25 protein-coding genes are annotated in these 21,663 nt (G+C 56.0%); 16 read left to right on the forward strand and 9 right to left on the reverse strand.

All coding sequences use genetic code 11. From position 1 onward, the window contains the following. Nucleotides 1–100: 100 nt before the first annotated feature. The 9 genes from B5G37_RS01115 to B5G37_RS01155 all read right to left on the reverse strand — a co-directional run bounded on the left by B5G37_RS01115 (nt 101) and on the right by B5G37_RS01155 (nt 10,065). Nucleotides 101–763, reverse strand: coding sequence for a DUF6100 family protein (locus tag B5G37_RS01115; RefSeq protein WP_006573834.1), 663 nt, complete (start codon nt 761–763; stop codon nt 101–103). Continuing rightward, on the reverse strand, nt 764–1,291 hold the full coding sequence (locus B5G37_RS01120; RefSeq protein ID WP_087236005.1) for a DUF5697 family protein: 528 nt from the start codon (nt 1,289–1,291) through the stop codon (nt 764–766). 191 nt (nt 1,292–1,482) lie between these two features. After that, nucleotides 1,483–4,545, reverse strand: coding sequence for a PrgI family protein (locus B5G37_RS01125; RefSeq protein ID WP_087236007.1), 3,063 nt, complete (start codon nt 4,543–4,545; stop codon nt 1,483–1,485). Between the two features lie 32 nt (nt 4,546–4,577). Beyond that, nucleotides 4,578–5,954 (reverse strand): C39 family peptidase, encoded by a 1,377-nt coding sequence (locus tag B5G37_RS01130; protein ID WP_087231549.1) that lies wholly within the window; start codon nt 5,952–5,954, stop codon nt 4,578–4,580. Then, a complete protein-coding gene (locus B5G37_RS01135) occupies nt 5,954–6,952 on the reverse strand; it encodes a hypothetical protein (protein WP_087236008.1) in 999 nt (332 codons plus the stop codon). The genes B5G37_RS01130 and B5G37_RS01135 overlap by 1 nt, the downstream gene beginning before the upstream one ends. An 11-nt stretch (nt 6,953–6,963) precedes the next feature. Next, complete coding sequence (locus tag B5G37_RS01140; RefSeq protein ID WP_006573828.1) at nt 6,964–7,674, reverse strand: hypothetical protein; 711 nt, start codon at nt 7,672–7,674, stop codon at nt 6,964–6,966. 39 nt (nt 7,675–7,713) lie between these two features. After that, nucleotides 7,714–8,112: a fimbrial protein gene (locus B5G37_RS01145; RefSeq protein ID WP_204217826.1), complete on the reverse strand. Its 399-nt coding sequence runs from the start codon at nt 8,110–8,112 to the stop codon at nt 7,714–7,716. Between the two features lie 249 nt (nt 8,113–8,361). After that, entirely contained in the window at nt 8,362–8,913 is a 552-nt protein-coding gene (locus B5G37_RS01150) for a hypothetical protein (RefSeq protein ID WP_058963687.1), read from the reverse strand. A 15-nt stretch (nt 8,914–8,928) separates the two neighbouring features. Continuing rightward, on the reverse strand, nt 8,929–10,065 hold the full coding sequence (locus B5G37_RS01155) for a helix-turn-helix domain-containing protein (RefSeq protein WP_087231558.1): 1,137 nt from the start codon (nt 10,063–10,065) through the stop codon (nt 8,929–8,931). Nucleotides 10,066–10,726: 661 nt separating this feature from the next. Between B5G37_RS01155 and B5G37_RS01160 the strand changes: the two genes are divergently transcribed. The 16 genes from B5G37_RS01160 to B5G37_RS01225 all read left to right on the forward strand — a co-directional run bounded on the left by B5G37_RS01160 (nt 10,727) and on the right by B5G37_RS01225 (nt 21,514). Next, nucleotides 10,727–11,224, forward strand: a complete 498-nt coding sequence (locus B5G37_RS01160; RefSeq protein WP_242962722.1) for a DUF6462 family protein — start codon at nt 10,727–10,729, stop codon at nt 11,222–11,224. 223 nt (nt 11,225–11,447) lie between these two features. Continuing rightward, nucleotides 11,448–11,660, forward strand: coding sequence for a helix-turn-helix transcriptional regulator (locus tag B5G37_RS01165; RefSeq protein ID WP_071442138.1), 213 nt, complete (start codon nt 11,448–11,450; stop codon nt 11,658–11,660). 39 nt (nt 11,661–11,699) lie between these two features. After that, a complete protein-coding gene (locus B5G37_RS15640; RefSeq protein ID WP_242962723.1) occupies nt 11,700–12,233 on the forward strand; it encodes a hypothetical protein in 534 nt (177 codons plus the stop codon). Between the two features lie 30 nt (nt 12,234–12,263). Beyond that, complete coding sequence (locus B5G37_RS15645; RefSeq protein WP_242962724.1) at nt 12,264–13,112, forward strand: helix-turn-helix transcriptional regulator; 849 nt, start codon at nt 12,264–12,266, stop codon at nt 13,110–13,112. Between the two features lie 45 nt (nt 13,113–13,157). After that, nucleotides 13,158–13,478, forward strand: a complete 321-nt coding sequence (locus B5G37_RS14895) for a hypothetical protein (RefSeq protein ID WP_143482846.1) — start codon at nt 13,158–13,160, stop codon at nt 13,476–13,478. A gap of 57 nt (nt 13,479–13,535) precedes the next feature. Next, nucleotides 13,536–13,862, forward strand: a complete 327-nt coding sequence (locus tag B5G37_RS01175; protein WP_087252958.1) for a hypothetical protein — start codon at nt 13,536–13,538, stop codon at nt 13,860–13,862. A gap of 34 nt (nt 13,863–13,896) precedes the next feature. Next, nucleotides 13,897–14,559 (forward strand): glycoside hydrolase family 3 N-terminal domain-containing protein, encoded by a 663-nt coding sequence (locus B5G37_RS15840; RefSeq protein WP_087252960.1) that lies wholly within the window; start codon nt 13,897–13,899, stop codon nt 14,557–14,559. Beyond that, nucleotides 14,546–15,199, forward strand: a complete 654-nt coding sequence (locus B5G37_RS01185) for a glycoside hydrolase family 3 N-terminal domain-containing protein (protein ID WP_275532968.1) — start codon at nt 14,546–14,548, stop codon at nt 15,197–15,199. The genes B5G37_RS15840 and B5G37_RS01185 overlap by 14 nt, the downstream gene beginning before the upstream one ends. Before the next feature lie 42 nt (nt 15,200–15,241). After that, the gene (locus tag B5G37_RS01190; RefSeq protein ID WP_087252964.1) at nt 15,242–16,429 is read left to right on the forward strand and encodes a hypothetical protein; all 1,188 of its coding nucleotides are present in this window, start codon (nt 15,242–15,244) and stop codon (nt 16,427–16,429) included. 33 nt (nt 16,430–16,462) lie between these two features. Further along, the gene (locus B5G37_RS01195) at nt 16,463–17,599 is read left to right on the forward strand and encodes a hypothetical protein (protein ID WP_021950629.1); all 1,137 of its coding nucleotides are present in this window, start codon (nt 16,463–16,465) and stop codon (nt 17,597–17,599) included. Nucleotides 17,600–17,651: 52 nt separating this feature from the next. Continuing rightward, nucleotides 17,652–17,996 carry a hypothetical protein gene (locus tag B5G37_RS01200; protein ID WP_071442141.1) on the forward strand — a complete coding sequence of 115 codons (345 nt, stop codon included), beginning with the start codon at nt 17,652–17,654 and terminating at the stop codon, nt 17,994–17,996. A gap of 230 nt (nt 17,997–18,226) precedes the next feature. Beyond that, the gene (locus B5G37_RS15845; RefSeq protein WP_275532969.1) at nt 18,227–18,358 is read left to right on the forward strand and encodes a hypothetical protein; all 132 of its coding nucleotides are present in this window, start codon (nt 18,227–18,229) and stop codon (nt 18,356–18,358) included. 162 nt (nt 18,359–18,520) lie between these two features. After that, complete coding sequence (locus tag B5G37_RS15130; protein WP_158099320.1) at nt 18,521–18,682, forward strand: hypothetical protein; 162 nt, start codon at nt 18,521–18,523, stop codon at nt 18,680–18,682. A gap of 162 nt (nt 18,683–18,844) precedes the next feature. After that, a complete protein-coding gene (locus B5G37_RS01215) occupies nt 18,845–19,729 on the forward strand; it encodes a mechanosensitive ion channel family protein (RefSeq protein WP_087252966.1) in 885 nt (294 codons plus the stop codon). Between the two features lie 36 nt (nt 19,730–19,765). Then, nucleotides 19,766–20,842 carry a hypothetical protein gene (locus tag B5G37_RS01220; protein ID WP_087252968.1) on the forward strand — a complete coding sequence of 359 codons (1,077 nt, stop codon included), beginning with the start codon at nt 19,766–19,768 and terminating at the stop codon, nt 20,840–20,842. Between the two features lie 102 nt (nt 20,843–20,944). Next, a complete protein-coding gene (locus tag B5G37_RS01225) occupies nt 20,945–21,514 on the forward strand; it encodes a hypothetical protein (RefSeq protein WP_143482847.1) in 570 nt (189 codons plus the stop codon). The last annotated feature ends 149 nt before the right edge of the window (nt 21,515–21,663 follow it).

Below are 21,663 nucleotides of genomic sequence, written 5' to 3' on the forward strand. Positions count from 1 at the left end.
ACTTCGGTAAAATAAAGCTTCTCCCAAGTGGCCGCAAGCCTGAAAATCCGGGGCTTTCGGCGGCTTCGCGGGATGTCGGGCCGCAAGGGGCCCAAAATGCTCAAAAATCCGAGATGGATTTCAGGCTTGATTTATGCTCTGCAAGCCAACCGGGAAAGCGGTGCTTCTCCATGACGAAAATCATCGTGCAGTCCTGCTCGCCCAGCTCGGCGGTGTTATAGGCATCACACAGCAGGCCGGTATCATCAGCCATTACAAAAGAGGACAGCAGATCTAAAATCTGCTTTTCCTCCAAGTTGTCATAGTCGCGCACCCGCCTGGTGGGGAGCGCCTGGTCATACACCTGGGCGAAGCAGACAACACATTCCCGGTAATGGGGCAAAGTGTTCTCTTTGGCGTACTGCTCCAGGGCAAAATAGAGGGGGTCCAGCAGAAACTCGGCGCTCTGCCGCTGCCTGCGCTTTGGCAGAAGGCTGGGCAGCGTCACCGCAAGAACCTCGTTTTCATAGGTGATGGTGATACCGTGCATCACACTGGCGGATTTAAGATAATCGCCCTTGCGGATCGTCGTGCTGGAATAAATTAGATGCCGCAGCCGGCAGGCGATACGCTCTGCCCGCAGCGCGGCATCGGTGGAAAGAGTCTCATAGTTATCGGGGTAACGCTGGATGTCGGTGGTGTCCATCGCATACAGCGCGTTGCTCAGCCGGGATATATCATCAAGAATGCTCCCGATCCGGCGGGATATAAGTTTTCGGTCCAATCATGTGCCTCCTGCTTTCTTGAAATAGTGTGTCTGGCCGTTTTCCTCTACGGTGCAGAACCCGGAAATGCCGGGACAGTCGATTTTGGCGATCTGCGCCGGTGTATCGACCAGAATAATGCGGCGGCTGCCTCCCTTATTGCCCCGCAGGGCATGGCAGACAAGCGCCTCCTGCCCGTCCTCAACGCAGGCCACCTCGTAGAGTTCGCCATCGGCAAAGAAAACGAGCTTGACAGGAAAATCAGCGGGAGCATGGTAATCGGCCCGCTGAATGAAGTCCAGCAGGACCCATACTGCCCGGACAAGCGCCTGGTCAATTTTAGCTGACTGGCCGGCCGGGAAATAGCCGCCGCTCTCTGTTTGAAAAATGCGGCCCTGCCTCTCCAGGTGGGAGAGCAGGGCCTTTGCCGTATCTTCTTTGCCAGGGTGAAAACAAAGAAGCTGCTGTTCACTGAGGCCAGGGTACATTGTGACCGTCCGCAGCAAGTCCGCAGCCTCATTTCCATAGATTTCAGCCCTGGTCTTCATGGGGGCTCACCTCCTTTATCAAATGGCGTCATCAAGGCGTCATCGGAACGCCTTATCGAATATTGGAACGCCGGAAAGACGCCATCTGGGCGTCAAACCGGCGCTTTTCTTCATGGAAGGCGTCATATAGACGCACACCCAGCGCGGTACATCAAAACATGGGATTCACCTCGCATATATATCATTTGAACCTACGCAGATTCCTGCTCGCGGCGTTTGCGCTCCAAAATTTCACGCAGCTCGCGGCGGTCGGTGGTAATCAGGTCCTTTTCCAGCGGGCTGGCCTTAAACTCCACCATGATGTTGTTGTTATTGGTGGAAATCAAGCCGTTGCCGCGTTCAAAGTGGGTGACCTCCATCGTTTCCGCGTCGGACAGGTGCAGGGTCTCCTGGACCCGTTCTGCCTCGTCATCCTCCAGATTGAGGATGATCTTGGTCTTGCTGTTGTTGATGATGCCTTTCCCAAAACGGCCCTCGTCCAGATTGAAAAAGTCGTTCAGGTCCTGGCTGGCGCAGACCGCTGAACCGCCATAGCCGCGGATGGTTTTGAAAATTTCCAGTACGAAATCGCCGGCCAGCCGGGTGCCCGTGGCGCCGGCGCCGGAAAGAAGCTGCCAGCACTCGTCGATAAAAATGGCTTTTTCCTCGGTGCGGTCAGCTTTGGCGCGGTCCCACACAAAGTCGAGCACGACAAACATCCCCACAGTCAGCAAGTCGCCGGTGAGGGAGGAAATGTCCAGTACGGTGTATTTGTTATCCAACCGCACATTGGTGGCCTTGTTAAAGGTGCTGGCGGAACCGTTCACCAGACGGTTGAGGATATGGGCCATTCGTGTGGTTTCCGGGGCGGCCTTCAAAATCTCATACAGGTCGCCCAGCACCGGCATCTCCCGGTAGTGGCCCGGATTGGCCGGGTCTTCCAGAGAGGCGTTGTCATGGGTAATGCCTTTGGCATTGTAGGTGCGGATCAGCGCCTCATCCAGAAGCTGCCGCTCCTCATGGCTCATATCGGGAATGAGTAAGCTGAAGAAAATGTGCAGCTGCTGGATCTTCGCCGCCAGTTCCGAGAGTTGGATACCGGGGCCATCCAGTATTTCATTGACCGACCGATCCACCTTGCGGATTTCCATGACATTGATGCAGTGCGGGCTGGCCGGGGAGATCTGGATAAATTCTCCGCCCACATTGGCACAGGCCCGGTGGAACTCGTGCCCTTTTAGCGGCGCAATGATAAAAACGGGGATGTTCTTGCGCCTCATCCTGAGCCCCATCAGTTGAAGAGTAAAGGTCTTACCGGCACCGCTGGTGCCCAGGATCGCCATATTGGCGTTCTTATAGATCGCGGAATTGAAAATATCCACGATAATCAGAGAGCTGTTATATTTGTTGACTCCCAAAAGAATGCCATTGTCATCGCACATCTCAAACGAGGTGAAGGGATAGCAGCTGGCCGCGCCGCCCGTCAGCAGGTTGCGCTTGCCGCGCTCGTAAAGCCCTTTTTCCATGGAAACCAGCGGGAGGGCAGAAAGAAACGCCTGCTCTTCACGGAAATGGCAGGCGCTGACATTCATATCCTGCGACAGCAGGAGTTTTTTCATTTCGCTGACTTTCCACTCCAAATCCTCCACAGAGGGGGCTGTCACAGTAATCAGCAGATTCAGGTAATAAAAATCTTCGTTGTTGGCAAGACCTTCCTTCAAGAAATATCCGCTCCGAATAGCGCCGTCAATGTCATCAAAATCGGTGTTTGTGTCGCTGGCGTCTTTGATTTTAGAGCGGTTGATACGGAGCTGCTGGCCCACCCGCTGGATGATGCGTTCTTTAGGTTGGCGGGCAAGGAACATATCCATGTCGATGCCGTCGCCGGCATTGACGATCAGGCTCAGCCAGCCCGCGGGCACCTGCGTTTTATACCCGTCCGAGGGGATCAGCAGATAGGCATAGTACAATCCATCCATGCAGATATAGCGCCCGTGGGAAAAATCAATGCTTCGGGGGGCGGCAAACTCCGCTGCCGGGATATGGTCTATTTCATTCTCCCGCCCGTGCTCCATATACTGCGCCACCACCTCCTGCGCCCGTACCGACAGCGGCTTGACGGCGCTCTCGTTCCGGCACAGCAGGTTGTAGAGGACATCAACGGTAAATTCATCCTCGTTTTCAGGGGCGATGACCTCGTTTCCACACTGGCGCAGATAATTGGAGGCCGTATGGACGGCGCTCTGGAGGGACTGGATTGCTTCATCTTCCTGCTCCGACCGCCGGGTATTGGCCCAGGGCTCATACTCGAAAATCAGGAAGAACCGCCGTGTAACAGCCTCACGGGAGCCGACCTGCTGCACAAAGTTCAGGTAATCCTCCTGCATCAAGCGGCACTGCTCGTTTTCCTCATGGGCCATCTCCCGGCGCACCGTGTCCAGGTGGCGGTTGATGTCCGCGCGGCGGGTCAGGACCTTGATTTGAAGCTTGACGGGCGAGATTTTCAAGTACGAAACGAAGGAGTAGATGATATTCCTCTGCTCCCGGGCGCTCCGCAGCATAAAGTTGATAGGGACCACCTCGACCACCTTGACAAACCGATGGTCCTTGGTGTAGATAATGCCGTTCTCTACCTTCTCGATGGGCAGATAATCCGCCACCGGATTGAGACAGGCGGGCTTCTGCTCCTTGACATGGGCAGGGCGTTTAGGCAGGCGCTCCTTTTCAGGGCGCTCCTTTGCTTTCTTTTTCGCCTTATTGGCCTTGGCAGGACGCTCCTTTTTGGAATTTTTCTTGGGCCGCAGCTTTTCACGGATCTCATAGCCGCGCACTTCATCAAACTCAGCCGGGAAATCTGCCTCGCCAGACCGCCGGCGCTTCGGGGCCTTGGGCTTTTTCTCCTTGGGAGGCCGCTGTTTGAGATGCTTGCCTGCCGATTTGGAGGGCGCCGCTTTTTCCTCCGGCTGCGCACCATCACCGCCGACAACGCGGCGGTTCCGCAGGTATTTCAAAAAAATGACCAGGAATTGCGAAAGGCTCTCCCCGGATATGCCGATCAAAGCGACCAGCCCCACCGGAAGAGCAGTCAGGCACAAAATGATGATGCGGGTGGTCAGCCCAAACGGAAGGAACAGAAAAACCGGCGCCCCGATGGCAAACACCAGGATGCCGGCCTCGATTACATTCCGCGCACGGAACATACCGCCGAAAAAAGTGCCTGTTTCTATAAAATTCGGCGGTATGATATAAGTATCATGGTCGTTTTTGTTGCTCATGTATTACCTCGTTTCCGCAGCCGAGGGGCAGGTCAGCCTATGATCCAGAAAGGACCGCCTGCTCCAGCACGGCGGCTTGCTTCGTTTAGGATGATGGATAGATCCCAGAGCTGTTCGCTGCGCTTGTAGCTGGCCGGGTCCGCCACCATAATCTGACCGTCTTTCACGCCACGGAGAACGATAAAATGCCCGGATGAAGTAAAATGGCCCTCTGCCATAATCGCCACCACCAGCTTTCCTTCAGCCAGGGCGTCCAGTATCCGCTGGGGCTCGGAAGTCGTGCAGCCGGATACCGGCAGGCCCCATGCCTCAGCGGCGGCGGGTATCAAAGCGTGATAAGAGCCGCTGCTCTTGCACCAGTAGCCGTTTTCGTAAGACCACTGAGCCATCGCCACCGGGTCCACAGTTTCATCCGTGAGGGAGGATACCACAATGGACATAGCGGTAGGCCCGCACCCGTAGCCGCCGATATTGTCGGTGCCGTAGGGCTGGCTGGCATAACGCTCGTCCAGCTGGTTGAAATAGACTACCGGCGTCACGCCGTCTGTAAAGGTAACATCGCCCAGAGAGGGGATGCTGTTTCCAGTCCATTCCGTCAGGTTCTGCAGCAGGCCGTCCCCCAGGAACATGCTCAGGTTTGAGGCATAATCGGAGGCAAGCTCTTTCTGCTCGTCCGTAAGCGCAAAAATATGGTCAGCAAGATAAGACTCGCCGTTGTAGCGGATGGTGTAGACCATCCAGATCTCGGTGGTTGTGGTTTCCTCCCCGGTCTCCGGGTCTTCCGATGTGACCTCACGGCTCTCCCGCACGCTGGTATAAGAGTAGAGATGCTCTTTGTTCTCCCGCAGGACAGCGGCCAGATCATCCAGCGAAATGCTCTCAAAATCCTCATCCCGGGCAGCGCAATACTGCGAGACGATGAGATTGGCGTTATAGACGGGGCCGGCCGAATAGGGATTTTTGACCTCCATCTGGTCAGCGCCGGAAGAAGCAAAGTCTGCTTCAATGCGGGTCATCACATCGTCCAGCGCCTCGCCCAAGATAGAGTTGATGGTAAAAGTGATGTCGTTGGCGCTCTCCACGATAGCAGTTTCGCTGTTTAAGATAGGCTGTTCTGTATCCGCCGGTGAAAAAGCGTTGATCAAACCGCCGAAAATCAGCCCGGGCAGCATCAAAACAAACAGGACCGGCAGCAAAAGCAGAGTAATGATGACGGCGATGATCTTGCCGATATGCTTGCGCCCGGCCCAAACCGCCCCGGCCACAGCCCCATAGGGACCGCCGGCGGCAGCGCCCTTGGCCGCGCCGGAAATCGCCTTGCCGGCCTTGATGGCGCTCTTGACCGTATGCGCTGCGGAGGCCGCAGTGTCTACCGTTTCAGCAAAGCTGTCCTTGCGTTCTTCAGCCATCAGATCTTATCCTTTCGTTTTGGGGTGGGCGGCAGCTTCTTTACAATGGACTCGTTGTAGGCAATCGAGCCGTCCGGGGCCATGTAGGGCGTCTTATCCACTGCGTCCACCGCATACTGCTTATACCAGGCGGTGCCGTCTGCGGCGTGAACTGTCGTGTACTGGCCCTCCGGCGCAACATACTGGTCCGCATGGTACATACCGAAGGCAATGCCCTCCGGGTGTTCCGGCGTGACCTCCGTGCCGGTGATACGGCCGCCGCCGATCTCGACATTCTGGTAGGTGGGGATATTCTCTGCCCCAGGCCCAAGTGCCGTGTGGCCCATATAGGAGTGCAGGGCTTCAACAGCCTTTTCGCCGGTGATCGTGCCCATTTGGGTGATGTTCCCGGTTGCCACAGAGCCGACGACATGATTGGCGAAATCACCGCCCTTGCTCACCGAGGAAGAATAAATGTGGCCGCCGACGCCGCCTGCAGCGCCGCCCACAAGACCGCCCAGGCCGGAAGGCTTGGCGTCCGAGGGCGTTGTGGCCGTTTTGACGGCATTGTTCGTGACATTCCGCTTGATCACACCGGCCAGACCGCCGCTGGCAAAGCCTGCGCCAAATCCGGCGGCGCCGCCTTTACCACCACCGCCATTGGCATTGACATGGGTGGAGCTGCTGCTGCGTCCGCCGCCAAAATGGTGACTGGAGAAGTTCTTAAAGCCGCCGATGCCCTTGGCCGCAATCATGGCCTCAGCCAGCATACTGCCGCCGGTGTGGCCCACATTGACGCCCAGGCTTGCCATGAATGAGTCAATCTTTTGCGAGACTTTCAGAAAGCCTATCGCGCACATGAACCAGATCAGGACATTGCCGGAAACCGTCTCCTTGCCCACAGCGTCTACCTGGGCCTGCACCTCTTCCTCGGAAATGGCAAAAGCCGGCTGGCAGAACAGGCAGGAGAGAGTCGCAATCATCAGCGCGAGGAACAAAATTTTCTTAAATTTTTTCAAAGCGCCCCTCCTTACAAAGAGAGCGGATTGGCAATAAAAGAGCCAACCATGCTCGTGAACAGGCGCAGGCACCAGGCATTCATAATCAGCAGAAAAATCTGCCCGCCCAGCATCCGGCACCAGGATTTCCAAATGTTCGATGTGGTCTGGCTTGCGCCCATTGAAAAAGCGACCGGCGCCGTATAGACCAGCACGCCCAGCAGAACATACCGTTCCGCCGCCTCCAGCAGCAATTTCAGGTAGTTCCAGGCCAGGATGATGACGAGGATCAGGGTGATCAACGCCACAGCGCCATTGGCGCAGACACCGATGATCACCAGCATGACCGAGTTAAAATCGGCAAAGCTGAGGGGCGGAAGCTCCGAATCCATGATCCAGCGGTACGGTGTGCCGCCGATGGTCAGGACAATGTTGACGATTTCATCGGAAAAGAGCGCCAGCAGGATGAAAATGACCGACCGGATGCTCAATTTGACCGGATCTTCCGCCTCAATCCCTGCGCCCAGACCGAAGTTTTTGAACAGCTGCCAGACCCAATTCAGCAGGATAATGCCGACAGCCAGCGCCACAAAGACGCTATACATCGTTTCGGCAGCGGGAAAGTACCGCAGAAACACAGCCATGTCACAGCCCAGAGCGCCCAAAACCGAAGTGGTCACAAGGTCAAGGCCGGCCATTACCTGCTCCGCGATCCATTCAACGATGCCATCCAGGATACCCATAGCTTACGCCTCCTTCCAGTGGGTATATTGCGGCGGCAATCAGCCTGTCCACTGACCACCAGAGAACAGAGGCGTCACATAAGCCATGATGAATCCAAGACCATTGAGGACGGCCCAAGTGATGCAGATACGCTTCAGCCATGCCCGGCTCTCATCGACTGTCCGGCCGGAGCGGGAAAAGTTCATGAGCAGAAGCGCCACCGAGGCGGTCACGATGGCCGCAATGGTGGAGATGGCGAGGATCTGCGTGTAGACATCCTGCATGATCTCCTTGGCCTTCGTCCAAACATCGGTTGCGGCAAAGGCCGGCTGGCAGAACATCATTGCCATCGTCACACAGAGGAACGCCGTATAGGCGATCCGGCCGATGGAAACTCGACGAGGCGGGCTGCTATCGTCTTCCCGCCGCTGCTGTTGAAGAATTTTCAGTTTTTTCAATTTGCGGACCTCCAATCCAAATGTGATGTTCGTCGCTCAAAGAAGCAAAGAATGAGCCCGCATCCGTCGTGCAGATGTGGACTCCTTCTCCGGCCAAAGACCATTTAGGCAGCAAAAAAGCACCTTGGAAAAGGTGCTGTTCGCCGCCCGTTCAGTTTTGGATACAAGTTTGAGCATATTCAGTCTAACACATAGGGATTTACGGCTCAAGGGCAGGAACGCGCCAATTTCAATCCCGAAGTGTGCCAATTATTTGCCCGCCTTTTTTTCGGTGGCTTTTGGCTCCGGGAAAAACTGCTCCAGCACATCCAGACTGTCCTTGGAGGTGTAGCCCCACAGCACCGAGCTGAGGGCGTCAATGGCCTCCCGCCGCTTGCGGTAGTAGGTGCGGAAGGAGATGTCCCGGATGTGCGGGCGCAGGTTCTCGATGATTTCCTCCACATTCTTCAGCTGCTGGGGAGAGAGGAAGGAGTAGTACAGCAGCCAGTAATACGCCTCGCCGTTCTTATGGCGGGTGCGGAGCAATTCGACTGCCGAATCCAGGAGTTTCAGCATCTTGTGGCTGCGCTCAATGCACTTGGCATGGTGCTCAATGTCACTCCCGTTCAGGTCTGCGCCGGCCAGGTAGACGGAATCCAGAAATTCCTCGATGGAAGTGCCGTATTCGATCTCGAACTTGGCCCGCACATGCTGGACGGAAATCTCCAAGCTCCAAACCACGTCGCGATATTTTTTCAGCAGTTTCCAGGTATCATGGTACAGAGGGTTCTCTGCGACATCTTTTTCAACAAATTTCTTCATGGTAAGACCTCCTGTTCAATTCTCCACCGAGGGAGAGAGTGTAAGTTCAAAAGTGGTGACCTGCTTGTTCCCGCACAGAACAGCAAGGCCGAAACGCAGCAGGGATTGCTCTCGCGCGCGGGGAAGTAAATCTTCCCGGCAGTCGCCCGATAAGGGATATAACTTGTAGCGAGAGAGCGGGCAGCCAAAGCACGAAATCCCTTGTGCCATCAGGATTTGCGCCATTTTCTGAAGGATAATTTCAATGTGCGATTTTGAAACGCTGGCGAGTTCATCTGAAACGATGACCTCATGCTCCAAGGCAGGAGCGTCGTGGCCTGCGCTGTCCTCCTTCGGGAGTTCCAGGCGTATGTTAAGCGTCATAGCGACCTCCTCTTTATCTACCATCACATCCGAGATCTCAAACATGGTGGACAGATATTTTTGCAGATAAATCACGCTGCCATGCCGGCCCGGGAAGGACATGAGGGAGAGATAGTCCAGCGCGGCCAGCTTTTTCAGGACACGGCCGACTGTCGCCCGGGACAGCCCCCAGCGGGCAGCCAGCTCCGTGTAGGTAACAAGGGGATTGCCGGTGCCGTTGCGGAAATAGACCACTGGCCCCAGGTCTGATCCCTGCACCTGATTGTCGTTGTAGATGGCGGAGATCCACAGGTCCAGCACAATGTCCATCTCGGAGCAGCGGTCTGAACTGATAAGATCGGTAGCAACAGAAACCGGCAGGAAGAAAAAGCCGGTGTCCTTCTGGCAGGGGGCATTGTATTCCAGGACCGTGTTATGCCGCGCCCAGTCGCAGATCTTATAGCGGACTACATTTCCGCGGCCCAGGGCCTGGAAAGAAATGAGGTGCTGCTTCTGTAGCCGTTCCAGCTCGGCCAGCGCCTGGCACTGGAACCGGGTGCGGAACCATTGGGACAGTTCTTTGAGGGTGCAGACCCATTCGCCGGGGTAGACGGTATAGCTGATGCCGTCGATGCGGCGGTATGAGGTGCGGAAGTTTGCGTAACTGCAAAGTACCGTAAAATAAAAAAGGCCGGAGCCTCCGCTTACGCGAATGCTCCGGTCCTCCATCAGAAAGCGGACGAACTGCCGGTAGATCCGGCAGCGTGGGTAGTCCACCACCTGTTTAATTTGTAATTGATAGGTTGGCATAGCTTTCTCCTTTTTATATATAAGGTATGAAATTGAGTTCGCCAACGAAAAAACCGTTGACTTGAATATCTTTGAGACTTATGCTATACTTGTTTATGTATGGATTTGCTTGGCAATCCTATACAAAGTTCGTGCAGTTTTTACTGTAAGTGGGGCGGTTTTCAAAATGTTCCCTTTGAAAACAATGTAGCCATTCGTTGTGCCAATTTTAAGTCGTCATTGAGCCGATTTCGTGCCAATACAACTTTCTACAACTTTTCTACAACTTTTGCCCCGAATCAGACGGAGCAGGAGGACATCCTATGGAATCCAAAAAGTTAGAAAAACCTCGTAAAAATGGCGCTTTTTCAACACGTCAGGCCGTGACGAAACCGGATGAAGAGACCGGCGGGGTGTTCCCCACAATGAAGCCTCTGGACTAAAAAATCCAGTAAAATCAAGGGTTTTCGGCATCTCAAATCCGAGTTGACAACAAATTGACAACAATTTTTCATATAATTTTGAAGAATTGTGAAGCAGAATGAATTGTTGTAAGGATAAAACACAATACAGTACTTGCTGTATAGAGAACACTTTTTGAAAGTAATTTCAGAAGGTGTTCTCTTTTTTTGTTAGGTCTGCTTGTGTCATGACAAAATTAAAACCGAAAGGAACAAAGACAATGATTAGTGAAGAGACAAGAGCATATTATGACCTGAAAAAACGTAACGATGTAAGGGAGAGTGCTAAAAGGATTCGCAGACAGTTCCTGCGATATAAAGATGCCGAAATCATCTATAGTTTGCAACACAAAAAAATATTAGAACTTGCCAGTGCAGCCGGAGCCATTTACCGTATGGATGGTACTGTTTTTGCGGTTCTCAAATTGAAGGAACGTTATCCTGATATTCGTCTGATCCTCGTGCTTCCTTGCTTCTCTCAAACGAGAGGATGGTCGCAGGAAGATATAGAGATATACGATGACATCAAACAGAAGGCCGATAAAGTTGTATATACTTCTCAGGAGTACACGAGGGGCTGTATGCATAAACGCAATCGCCATCTGGTTGATAACAGTTCTGCTTGTATTTCTTATCTCACAGAAAACAAGGGCGGAACTTTTTATACAGTGAACTACGCTAAGAGCAAAGGTGTCGAGGTAATAAACATTGCAGAGTAAACAGAAAATAATCGTACTCCTTTCCCCTGTATTTTAGCTTCTTCACCTCGTTGGAAATAAAAAGCGGTAAATGTCTATGGCTGTAAAAGGAGCCTGTAAAAGGAGCGGCTGCTTTCTTTTGGCTTAACATTCGTAAAAATATGTGACATCTCATAAAATCCATTGGCTTTTCACGATTTTTGTGCTATACTGTCTTCCATAAACAAGGCGGGAGATGAAGCGTATGGCTGTCCAGTACAACCGGCTGTGGAAATTGCTGATTGATAAAAAGATGAAAAAATCCGCCCTGACAGAGTTGGCAGATGTGTCCTCCTCTACGATAGCAAAGCTGAACCGGGACGAATATGTGAGCCTGGAGGTTTTGGAGCGGATCTGCCGGGCGCTCCGCTGTGACATCGGGGATGTAGTGGAGCTGACGGAAGAATCGGAGAAATAACGGGACGCCTGCAGCGGCTTCTGTGGAAAGGGTGGTACGATGAAAGGGGAACTGAGAAAGCCGGCGTCTGTCAACGCCATTCTGCTGATCGGTATTTTTACTTTTGTCTTTTTAGGGGCGGAATATCTGTTTGTCAATATGATTTCTCTGTCGGTGACGGAAGGGAGAACTGTCATTGCCCAGAACTATGCGCTGGGCGCCAGCGCCGTCGGCTTTTTCTTGTATCCGGCCATGGAACGCTGGGGCGGGAGGCGCTATAAAAGCGCGCTGACCTTTATCCTGGCGCTGGGTGCGATTATCTGTACCTTCATTGTCCAGCAGCATATCTCCTATGCGGCGACCATGACGGCAGGGATGGTGCTCTTCCTGCTGCTGGGCGTTTTCGGCAGCGCCGTCCACTATCTGGCTGCCGTCACCATAGACGGCGACAATGCATTGGCACGGCTGGCGGGGATCGCCTACGCCCTGGGAATTCTGCTCCAGTATGCAAACAACAACCTTGTCAACCTGGAGGTTGCGGAGGCGGCGTTTCTTTCGGTATTCCTGGCGGCTTTGAGCCTGCTGGTCATCTGAACGAGACAGGCCGCCCAAAGCCGCATCGAAATGACGGAGACTGCGGGCGCCTCTTCGGAACCTGCGGAAGACATTTCCCTCACCCGGAAAAAACGGACGGCGGGCATTATGCTGGCGCTGCTGGTAGTGCTGATGGCCTGCGTGTTCAGCACACTGGACAATGCCGTGACTCTCCGTCATGCGAGCGGGACGGATATCGGGCAGTGGCCCCGCCTGCTGCTGGCATTCAGCGGCCTCGCCGCAGGCTTTGTCTTCGATATCCGCAAGCGGAAGTATATGGGGCTTATTATGTACTGCGTGATGATGATGTCGGTTCTGTCCATTGTGGTACTGAACCTGGGCGCTCCGTTCCTGATCGGACTGGTGGTCTTTTACCTGTCCTCGGGCTTTTTCGTTGTCTTTTTCACAGCGGGCTTTATGGAGCTTTCCCGGCATATGCGCCTGCCGTCGCTGTGGGCGGGCATGGGCCGCGCCATGAATAACGTGAGCGCCGCCCTGATCGCCAGCGGATCGGTGGCGCTGCTGTCCACCGGCAACAGCCTGGCCGCCATTGTCATCGCCCTGGTGCTGTTCGTGGCGGTCAGCGTTGCTATGGCCGTGTATACCGCCCGCATGAACGCCGTCATGGAGCCCAAGGAGCCGCCTGCTTCCCAAAAGTCGGACGAAGAGCGCAGGGAGGCGTTCATCGCAAAATACGGGCTGACCGAACGGGAATGGGATGTATTTTCCCAGATGATTTCTTCGGACAGCAGCGCCCAGGAGATCGCCGACTGCCTGTTCCTGTCCAAGCGGACGGTGGAACGGCATATCTCCGCCCTGTACGAAAAGACGGGCGCAAAATCCCGCATCACTATGTACCTGCTTTACCGTAACGATTAACATACAGGATAAAAGAACACCCTGCTTTCTCTCAGGAGAGGCAGGGTGTTTTTGTGTGCGGTAACGAATTGTCCTGATAAAAAACATCGTTTTCCCCACTTGAAAAATGAAATTTACGCCATTCGGCATCCGGGAAAGGAAAAATCAGGAACGAAAAGTACACCTCAACCCCTATTTGGAACGATTAGAAGTTGTGCATATATAAAGCATCAAAATAGTTGCTTTGATTTATATAATATGAACAAATGGCGGTTGACCGCCATCGGTTTTTTGAAAAATGGCGGTTCACCGCCACCTGTTTTGATACGATTGGCGGGGTTTACGCATAGACAATCCGGCCTCTTTTCACCTAAAATGAGGGCGTAGGAATCTACTTCTTCCCGGCGTCCGCCACGATTCCCCAAAAATTCAGGAGGAGAAGAAATGATGGAATACGTTCAAAGAGAACTTCCCTATGTGCGCTCCTATGTCCTGCGCTCGGTGTATGGTATGCTGCGGCAGGAAGGGATTGCTTTTGGGGAGGAAGCGCCGGGAAGGGTTATTGCCGAATGGAGAGAGGACGGAACAGACGTCTCCCTTTCCATAACGGCGGAGGAAAAAGCGTTTGGAACCGAACTGACGGTTTCGCTGCGCCGCCCCTGCGACGGGATACCGGAGCAGAGAGCGTACCGGCTTCTGCAGGAGATGCTGGACCAGATCGTCCGGCATTTGGAAAATACCCTGATGACGAAAGGGGAGGAAGACGCTTAAAAAACGCCGCTTCAGGGGACAGGAGGTGTGAGAAATGACGGGGATAAAATGGAAGAGAATGCTCGCCGCCTTGTGCTGCGCTTTCATCGCCATATCCGGCGGGTGTGCAAATCCCAGCACTTCTTCGGGCAGTTCTGTTTCCCAGGAATCCGGCATACCGGCGTCGCAGGAAACGTCTGAGACACAGGCTCCATCTCAGATGGCGGAGAGTGCGTACGAACCGTCCGCCCCGTCGTCAAGCGTTCCTGAAAGTCAGAGCAAGCCGCCGGAGAGCGGCAGGCCCTCTGTCGCCTGGAGCAGTATAGACGATATTTTGGCAGGGATGTCTCTGCGCGGTAAGATATGCCAGATGCTGGTTCTCAGCCCGGAACTGCTCACCGGCGTTTCCGGTGTAACAGCGGCCGGAGAAACCACACGGCAGGCGCTTGTTGATATGCCGGTGGGCGGCCTGATATACAGCCGTCCCAACCTGAAAAGCCGGCAGCAGGTATGTAAAATGCTGTCCAACACCCAGAGCTATTCCAAAATACCGCTCATACTGACCTGCGACGAGGAAGGCGGGCGCGTCAACCGGCTGATGAGTACGGTGGGTACGACATATATCGGGCCGATGTTCGGGTATAGGGACCAGGGGGGCGGAAACCGCGAGGCAGAACGCCCACACCATTGCTTCGGATATGCGGGTGCTGGGATTTAACGCCGACCTGGCTCCGGTGGCGGATGTGTGGTCGAATCCGGACAATACGGTCATCGGCGACCGGGCTTACAGCGACGATTTCGCACAGGCGGCTGAATTGATCCCTGAGGCGGTCCGGGGCTTTCACAGCGGCGGCGTGGCAACCACGCTGAAGCACTTCCCAGGCCACGGGGATGCGCTGGCCGATTCCCATGACGGCGCTGTATATGTGTCGAAGCCCCTCGAACAGCTGCGCCGGGAGGAACTGCTGCCCTTTCGGGCGGGGATTGCCTCCGGCAGCGATATGGTGATGATCGGGCATTTGATCCTGACCGAAATCGACGCCGCCCAGCCCGCGCCGTTTTCCTACCGCATCGTCACGGAGCTGCTCAGGGAGGAGCTGGGCTTTCAGGGAGTGGTCATTACCGACGGGCTGCAGATGAAGGCGCTGACCGACTCCTATACCAGCGGGGAAATCGCCCGCCGTGCGGTGTCGGCAGGAGTAGATATCCTGCTTTGCCCGTCAAACCCGCAGGCGGCCGTCTCCGCTTTGGAGGAAGCGGTCGCGTTGGGAGAAATCAGCGAAGAGCGGATCAACCAAAGTGTGCGCCGGATCCTTGCCATGAAGGTGAACCGCGGGGTTTTGAAACTGGAGGGCTGAGAAAGCCCTGCTGTCCGCACACCAGCTTCAGGAGGAAAGAGAATGAACGAACAAACCGATTTGATTCAATATACCAAAAAGCGAAGCCTCTGCAGGCGGCTGCTGCCGCTTCTGCTGGCGATGGGGTTGCTGCTTGTCGGCTGCTCCGGCGGGACGGAGCCTTCGGAGCCGTCTTCCGATACAGGCAGCTCCACAGCGTCCGCCAGCAGCACGCCTGCCGCTTCGGCGCCGGAGCCGGAACCTGAGCCGGAAACGCTGGAGCAGGAGCTTTTGAAAAAGCGGGGCGTCGCCTTTGACCAGTCGGATTACAAAACCTTTACCGGCGCAGAAGGCGTGCTGAGCCTGCAAACCGTCTTTTCGGATCTCAACCCCAAAAAGGCCGGCGGCAATCTGTCCAGCGTCTTCCTGTCCGGCGGAAAAATCTATCAGTACCGCTGCGACGCGACCCTGCCGGGGGGACAGAACTGCCGGGAGGTGGGAACCCTGCCCCTTGCGGAACAGCCCGTCTACCTCCAGGCCAACGATTTCAACGGCGCCGACCTGGAGGTGGTCTACCGGGGCGGCAAACGGTATTCGGTCAAGTCTGCCAGCAACAACGGCCCGTACACTGCGACGGAGAGCAAGTATCTCCATCCTGTCCTGACGCACGCCTGGCGCTACAACGCAGACGGAAAAACGCTGACCGAGGACGTCGGGCTGCGGGACAGAGCCCAGCGGATTGTGCACGTCGGAGGCAGCTATCTGCTGATCGCAGACGGGAAGCTGGAGGCGGCGGCAGAACGGAAAATCCCATCTGACGGGTACTATTTTGACGACGGTGAGGACGGCTATATTGTTTACGAGGTGGCGGACGAGGCCGTGGGGGACGGAGAAAAAGCGGTTGCCATCTTAAATGGGAACATCCTGGCGACCGATCAGGCGTTTTACCAGATCATGTACGACGATATCTCCGAGAATGATCTGAGCTATGAGGAAAAGACCACCAACGCCGACGGCACCCCCGCCGCCTATCTCCCAAAATTCGGCGGCGGCAACCGCTACCGGCTTGTAAAGCTGGAGCTGCTGAGCCGGTATTACAGCGACGTGCTCACCATCGCCCATGATTATATCATCACGGCGGACTACAAGCTTCTCCCCGCCACGGAGGCGATAGGCGAGGACTATGAATCGGGCTACATCGCATACCCGCCGGATGTGATGGAGAAGCTCCTCGCTCTGGATGGCTATTGAAATTAATAAAAATCGATCAGGAGGCATTCTGCTATGAAAAAGAAAAGCGTATTATCCCTGCTGCTGGCGGCGGCGCTGGCGCTCTCCCTCGCCGGTTGCGCCGGGCAGGGGCAGCCGGGCGGAAAGGAGCCTGTCGTCAACAGCGACGGGACCATCACGAAAGAAGAAAACGACGTAAAAATCACTGAGACAGCGGCCAGGTCCATCGAAACCGAGCTGTATGAAACGGCGGATTTCAGCCTGCAGATCCCCAAGGGCTGGACAGTCACCAGCGGCGGTACGGCCATGTACCATTCCATCCGGGTGCAGGATCCCAGCCAGCCCCTCAACCAGATGTTTGTCCTGCTGAAGGCGGAGGGCCTGCTGCACAGCCAGGAGGGAAAGGACGCCTATGCGTATAACGTCACCATGGGGAACACATGGGCGCAGATGCTTTCCCAGGCGCCGGTGCTGACAACCCCCTCCACCGAAAACTTTTTCAAGCTGTTTTCGGAATACGCGGCGTTTGTAGAGCAGTGGGAGCCGAGCTATGCCGGCTATACCTTCCCCCGGTTTGACGGCTTTGCCGTGACCGACCGCTTTGCCTCGGCCAGTCTCCTGTCCTCGTATGCTCTGGGAGAAGAGACGCTGCGGGCGTCCTTTACCGAAAACGGCAAGGAAGGCGAGGGGATGTTCGCCGCGTCGGTGGTGGACTTCGGAAGCGTTGATATTGCCGCAGGACTGCCGGTAGGATATATCATCCCCCGGGCGGACGGCGGCTACTACATGGCATACAACGTCATGGCGGTCACCGCCGCGAAGGATACCTTCATCGAATGGGAGAGCGTCCTCACCAAATGCCTTGGAACGCTCGCCTATTCTGAGAGTTTCGTAAAAGCCACTGAGCAGGCCGGTGAAGAAAAGGTGGCGATGTCAAAGGAAATCAGCCGCATCACCAACGAGAGGCTGGAAATCATCATGGCGGCCTGGGAGGACCGGAACGTCGAGCAGGACATCACCAGCCAGATGCAGAGCGACGAAACCGGCGGCTACGAGCGCGTGTACGACACGCAGACCGGCGAAATCTACCGGGCGGAGGCCGGATGGTATGAAAGCACCGGCAGTGACCGCTACAAGCCGGTGACTGAAAACAAAATGTATGCAGAGCCCATCAGCGGTTACATCGAATAGGGAAGCGGCGGAAAACCGCAAACAAGGAATACATGACAAGGAGGGAAACGGAATGCGTCAGGTGAAAAGGCTCCTTCCCTATGTCCGGCGGTATGTGCAGATGGCCGTTTACGACGTGCTGGACGCGGAGGGGGCGGAATACCGGAAAGAGGAAAGCGGCGCGGTGGTCGCCCGGCTTTCGGTTTACGGGAACGTCAGCACCTTCAGCCTTTCGACAGAGATACAGGATGTGGGGACCGGACTGACGGTTTCCATGCGTGAACCCTGTCCCGGCCTGTCGGCCCAGGGAGAGGAACGGGCGGTGACCGCCGTAGCCGATAAGGTTGCCCAGTACCTTGAGAACGAGCTGATGATCAACCGCCGCTGTTTCGTGCCGGACCGGCATTATGCCGTATAGGGAACAGCGGCGCAGGCACAGGCGGAAATCGGCCGGATCCGTGCGGAAGCGGAAGCGGCCAAGGCTGCGCAGACTGCTGCACAAACTCCGGCCGCGCCTGACGGTACGGTATGCCCCTCGTGCGGCGCGTCCGCTGCCCCGGGCGTGAAATTCTGTCCGGAATGCGGGGCGCCGCTCTCCCGGCAGAGCGAATAAACAGACAATGAATCTGAATATCTGGAGGGATATCTATGGCAAATGAATCGAGAGTATTCCGGCTGCCCGCCGGTATGAGTACCCAGGTAGTGGCGAACGCCGTATCGTCGTTCCTGTCCTCCGCCAAAGGGATGGAGGTACAGAGCGCCGAAACCACAGAAGGCTAGGCTCTTCACGCGGGAACTATTAAACAACAGCTATCTGATGGGAGCGGCACTGAGCAGGAGGAACGAAAGGAAAGTTGGATTAGTAGATTGTTTAGGAAAAATGAATGATATGCCCGGCGGTATGTGCTCCTGGTGATTTATGATGTGCTGGACGGCGAGAGGGTGACTTACCAAAAGGGAGAGGAGACCATTGTGGCCAAAGCGGAGGCATACGGTAATCCCAGCACCTTTTCCATCTCTGCTGAGGAGCAGGAGATGGGTACCGAGCTGAAGGTCACCCTGCTGCAGCCCTGCGAGGGCTTGTCCAAACAGGGAAAAGAGTGAGCCATAACCGCCGTGGCGGATCGTACGGTATCTGGAAAACGAGCTTTTGATACACAGCAGCGTGGTCCAGATCACCAGCGACTGCTGGTCACTCCGCCTGACCATCCATCGGGGCCGTCCCACACAAGCACACAGCATTGTCAGAAAGGAAGGAAACAAACGATGAAAGAAAAACAAAGCATTATTAAGTTCCTGATTCTGGCGGTCATCCTGGCAGTGGCCCTGACCGCCGGCTTTGCCACTGGTGCCATGAAAACGGCGGCCCTGACCGCCGACTGGACCCTCAGCCTGAGGGCTATCCTGCGTCTGGCGGCCATGGCGGCAGGGGTGCTGCTGGCGGAGTGGGTGGCGGAGTTCTTCTTGACCCTCTGCAAGCCCAGGACCCACCGGGCCCGGTCCATCCTCTCCATCACCCGTAGCTTCCTGCGCTATACCGCAGCCATTGTCATCCTCTGCTGGGGTCTACACCTCCTGGGTGTGAATATTCTGGCTATTGTGGCCAGCCTGGGTGTTTTGGCCTTAATCGTCGGCTTTGCCGCCGACAGCATCATCGCCGACCTGGTCACGGGCGTGTTCATCCTCTTTGATAGCCAGTACAATGTGGGGGACATCATAGAGGTGGACGGCTTCCGGGGCGTGGTGACGGACATCGGCATCCGCACCACCTCTATCACCGACGCCAGCGAGAACATCAAGATTGTAAACAATGCGGATATGCGGAACATCCTCAACCGTTCCGACCACGTGTCCAAGTCCTTTTGCGACATCTCCATCCCCTATACCTGTGATCTGGAGGCACTGGAGGAGAAATTCCCGTCCCTGCTGGAGGAGATCCGGCAGAAGCGTGCGGACGTCATGTTGGACACGCCGGTCTACCTGGGGGTGCAGCAGCTGGCTGACAGCGCCGTGGTGCTGCGTTTCTGCGTGGACGTGAAAGAAAAGGACATCTATGGCGGTGCGCGGATCCTCAATCGGGATCTGCTCTTGGGCCTGCGCCAGCTGGGTGTGGAGTGCCCCTTCCCCCAGCTGGACGTCCACTCTATGTGAGCCATGGGCGGGCAGAATCTGCGGAACGCGCCGCCGATGGAGCGGAGCGCACCGCCAAAGGAATGGAAACTTCCCCCGGAGTTCATCCTGCCCTGGGAGCCTGGCGTCCCGGAGGAGCCCCGCCCCGGGGCGGAGGCGGCCCCGCTTCCCCCGGAGTTTCAGGGCGGCGGCAGGGGTGCGCCCCGGAATCGGGAGCGCCGGCGGGGCTGGCGGATACTGGCCTCCGTCGCCATGGCCCTTCTGTTGACAGTAGCGGCCGCCGTCCCGGCAGCGGAGCTCCCCTCTCCCGAGCCGCCGACGTCAGCCGGGGACCCGCTCCCCACGGTGCCGCCGGAGACCACGCCTCCGGGCGGAGAGGAAAGCCCCGGCCCAGTCCAGACGCCGGAACCCATCACTTTTTTCTCGGCCATGATGAACGGATCCGAGGGTTTTTTGCAGGTGGCCTTCCCGGAGCCAGAGACCATTGCCTCGGCCAAGGTCACCCAGTTTGACACCATCACCCAGCGTCCTTTTTATGAGGATACTTTCGGTGAGGGCATCCCCCGGGCGGACATCGATGCCGGGCTGTATACCGCTTTCTATGTGGTTTATCCCCCGGATTTCGACGACTACTGGGCAGAGGCGGGGGCGGACACCTACCCCACCTTTGAGATGCGTCTGACGGTGGAACAGGTAAATGGGGAAACGGAGACCTACACCGCTGCCGACTTGGGCCGATGCCCCCAGCTGCGGGGAGAGTATGATGAAACAACCAACACCGTGACGATGAAGGTCTGGTGGGACGACGGGGAGGACTTCCCACAGGTGGTGCCCGTCGCGCCGGAGCAGGCCGAGGGCGACACCCTAAGCGTCACCGTCTATGTGGACGGGGAGCCCCTGCCGCCGGAGGCCTATGCCCTGAGCCAGGTGCGCGAGGAATCCCAGTACTCCACCTCGGACAATCCAGATGTGCTTCTGACGAGATACACCTACATCACCGTGGCCACCGCCTCCCTGCCCCAGCCTCTGGCTGCGGAGTCCGCCCTGAGCTGCGCCGTCCACATGACCCTCTCCGGCCAGCCTTTTACCTATAGTCTGCCTATCAGCACTGCCCCGAGGGACATCTACTGGTAAGTTTTTATGATGAGTAATTTGTATCAACTGAGTCCAGTGTTTCATCGGACAAAGGCATCCGATATTGGTGTGGTCGACTCCATGGCCTTTGCAAAAGCGCATATGCATAAGTTTTCTGTCCCCCTGCCGGATGGTGTGGACTATCACTTCCCTGGCGGCGAGGGCGCCGAGCCGGTCACCGTAAGCTTTGCCGCATGGATGTTAAAGGACGGAAACGGCGGCTACAAGGCCCTGGAAGATCCCGTCACATCCAAAGCGGTAAAGCCTGCCGTGGAGACGGAGAAAGTCAAGCGGCGTAAGGTTCTCATCACGGCGGCGTTCCGTTCGGAAATGGCAGATGAGTATGCCCTGAATGACGAGAACGGGAATCCCCGGTACGCCGTCAGGCTGCATGCCAACGGCGGGGCTTTTGAAGCGGACGGGACCGATCTGCTGTATATGAAGCCGCGGTCGCTGGAATTTGCAGACCAGGAGCTTTTCTATGTGGAGGCTACCTGCCTGAAACCGACGAGCAGCGGCAAGGTATTCACCGGCTGGTACAGGGATAAAGCCTGCACCGCCGGCCCGGTAACAGGGCTTAAAATCCTTGAAGAGCTGAAAGAGCGTCCCGTCAGGGAAGCGCCCTATGCGCCGATGGATCTCTACGCCAAATGGGAGACGCAGGAAAGCTGAAAACGCAGAAGGGATATCCCTTCTTTATGCTTTGGTATTCACCAAAGCATAAAGAACTTTAACTGCGGCAAAGAAGGTTATTCGTTCCGCCCTGGCTGCCTGAACCGGCGCACCGGGGAACGGATGGCATAGAAATATAGAGAAAAAGG

This window comes from Pseudoflavonifractor sp. An85, assembly GCF_002161235.1.
In the GTDB taxonomy this organism is placed as follows: Bacteria; Bacillota; Clostridia; order Oscillospirales; family Oscillospiraceae; genus Enterenecus.

Bases quoted from the DNA above. Each gene is read 5' to 3' on its own strand.
- B5G37_RS01195 (WP_021950629.1), top strand. From the start codon at position 16,463: ATGAAAAAGAAAAGCGTATTATCCCTGCTGCTGGCGGCGGCGCTGGCG.
- B5G37_RS01160 (WP_242962722.1), top strand. From the start codon at position 10,727: ATGATTAGTGAAGAGACAAGAGCATATTATGACCTGAAAAAACGTAAC.
- B5G37_RS01140 (WP_006573828.1), bottom strand. From the start codon at position 7,674: ATGGGTATCCTGGATGGCATCGTTGAATGGATCGCGGAGCAGGTAATG.
- B5G37_RS01200 (WP_071442141.1), top strand. From the start codon at position 17,652: ATGCGTCAGGTGAAAAGGCTCCTTCCCTATGTCCGGCGGTATGTGCAG.
- B5G37_RS01215 (WP_087252966.1), top strand. From the start codon at position 18,845: ATGAAAGAAAAACAAAGCATTATTAAGTTCCTGATTCTGGCGGTCATC.
- B5G37_RS01125 (WP_087236007.1), bottom strand. From the start codon at position 4,545: ATGAGCAACAAAAACGACCATGATACTTATATCATACCGCCGAATTTT.
- B5G37_RS15640 (WP_242962723.1), top strand. From the start codon at position 11,700: ATGAAAGGGGAACTGAGAAAGCCGGCGTCTGTCAACGCCATTCTGCTG.
- B5G37_RS01175 (WP_087252958.1), top strand. From the start codon at position 13,536: ATGATGGAATACGTTCAAAGAGAACTTCCCTATGTGCGCTCCTATGTC.
- B5G37_RS01150 (WP_058963687.1), bottom strand. From the start codon at position 8,913: ATGAAGAAATTTGTTGAAAAAGATGTCGCAGAGAACCCTCTGTACCAT.
- B5G37_RS15845 (WP_275532969.1), top strand. From the start codon at position 18,227: ATGGCAAATGAATCGAGAGTATTCCGGCTGCCCGCCGGTATGAGTACC.
- B5G37_RS01155 (WP_087231558.1), bottom strand. From the start codon at position 10,065: ATGCCAACCTATCAATTACAAATTAAACAGGTGGTGGACTACCCACGC.
- B5G37_RS01220 (WP_087252968.1), top strand. From the start codon at position 19,766: ATGGAGCGGAGCGCACCGCCAAAGGAATGGAAACTTCCCCCGGAGTTC.
- B5G37_RS01120 (WP_087236005.1), bottom strand. From the start codon at position 1,291: ATGAAGACCAGGGCTGAAATCTATGGAAATGAGGCTGCGGACTTGCTG.
- B5G37_RS01190 (WP_087252964.1), top strand. From the start codon at position 15,242: ATGAACGAACAAACCGATTTGATTCAATATACCAAAAAGCGAAGCCTC.
- B5G37_RS01165 (WP_071442138.1), top strand. From the start codon at position 11,448: ATGGCTGTCCAGTACAACCGGCTGTGGAAATTGCTGATTGATAAAAAG.
- B5G37_RS01225 (WP_143482847.1), top strand. From the start codon at position 20,945: ATGCATAAGTTTTCTGTCCCCCTGCCGGATGGTGTGGACTATCACTTC.
- B5G37_RS15840 (WP_087252960.1), top strand. From the start codon at position 13,897: ATGACGGGGATAAAATGGAAGAGAATGCTCGCCGCCTTGTGCTGCGCT.
- B5G37_RS15645 (WP_242962724.1), top strand. From the start codon at position 12,264: ATGACGGAGACTGCGGGCGCCTCTTCGGAACCTGCGGAAGACATTTCC.
- B5G37_RS01130 (WP_087231549.1), bottom strand. From the start codon at position 5,954: ATGGCTGAAGAACGCAAGGACAGCTTTGCTGAAACGGTAGACACTGCG.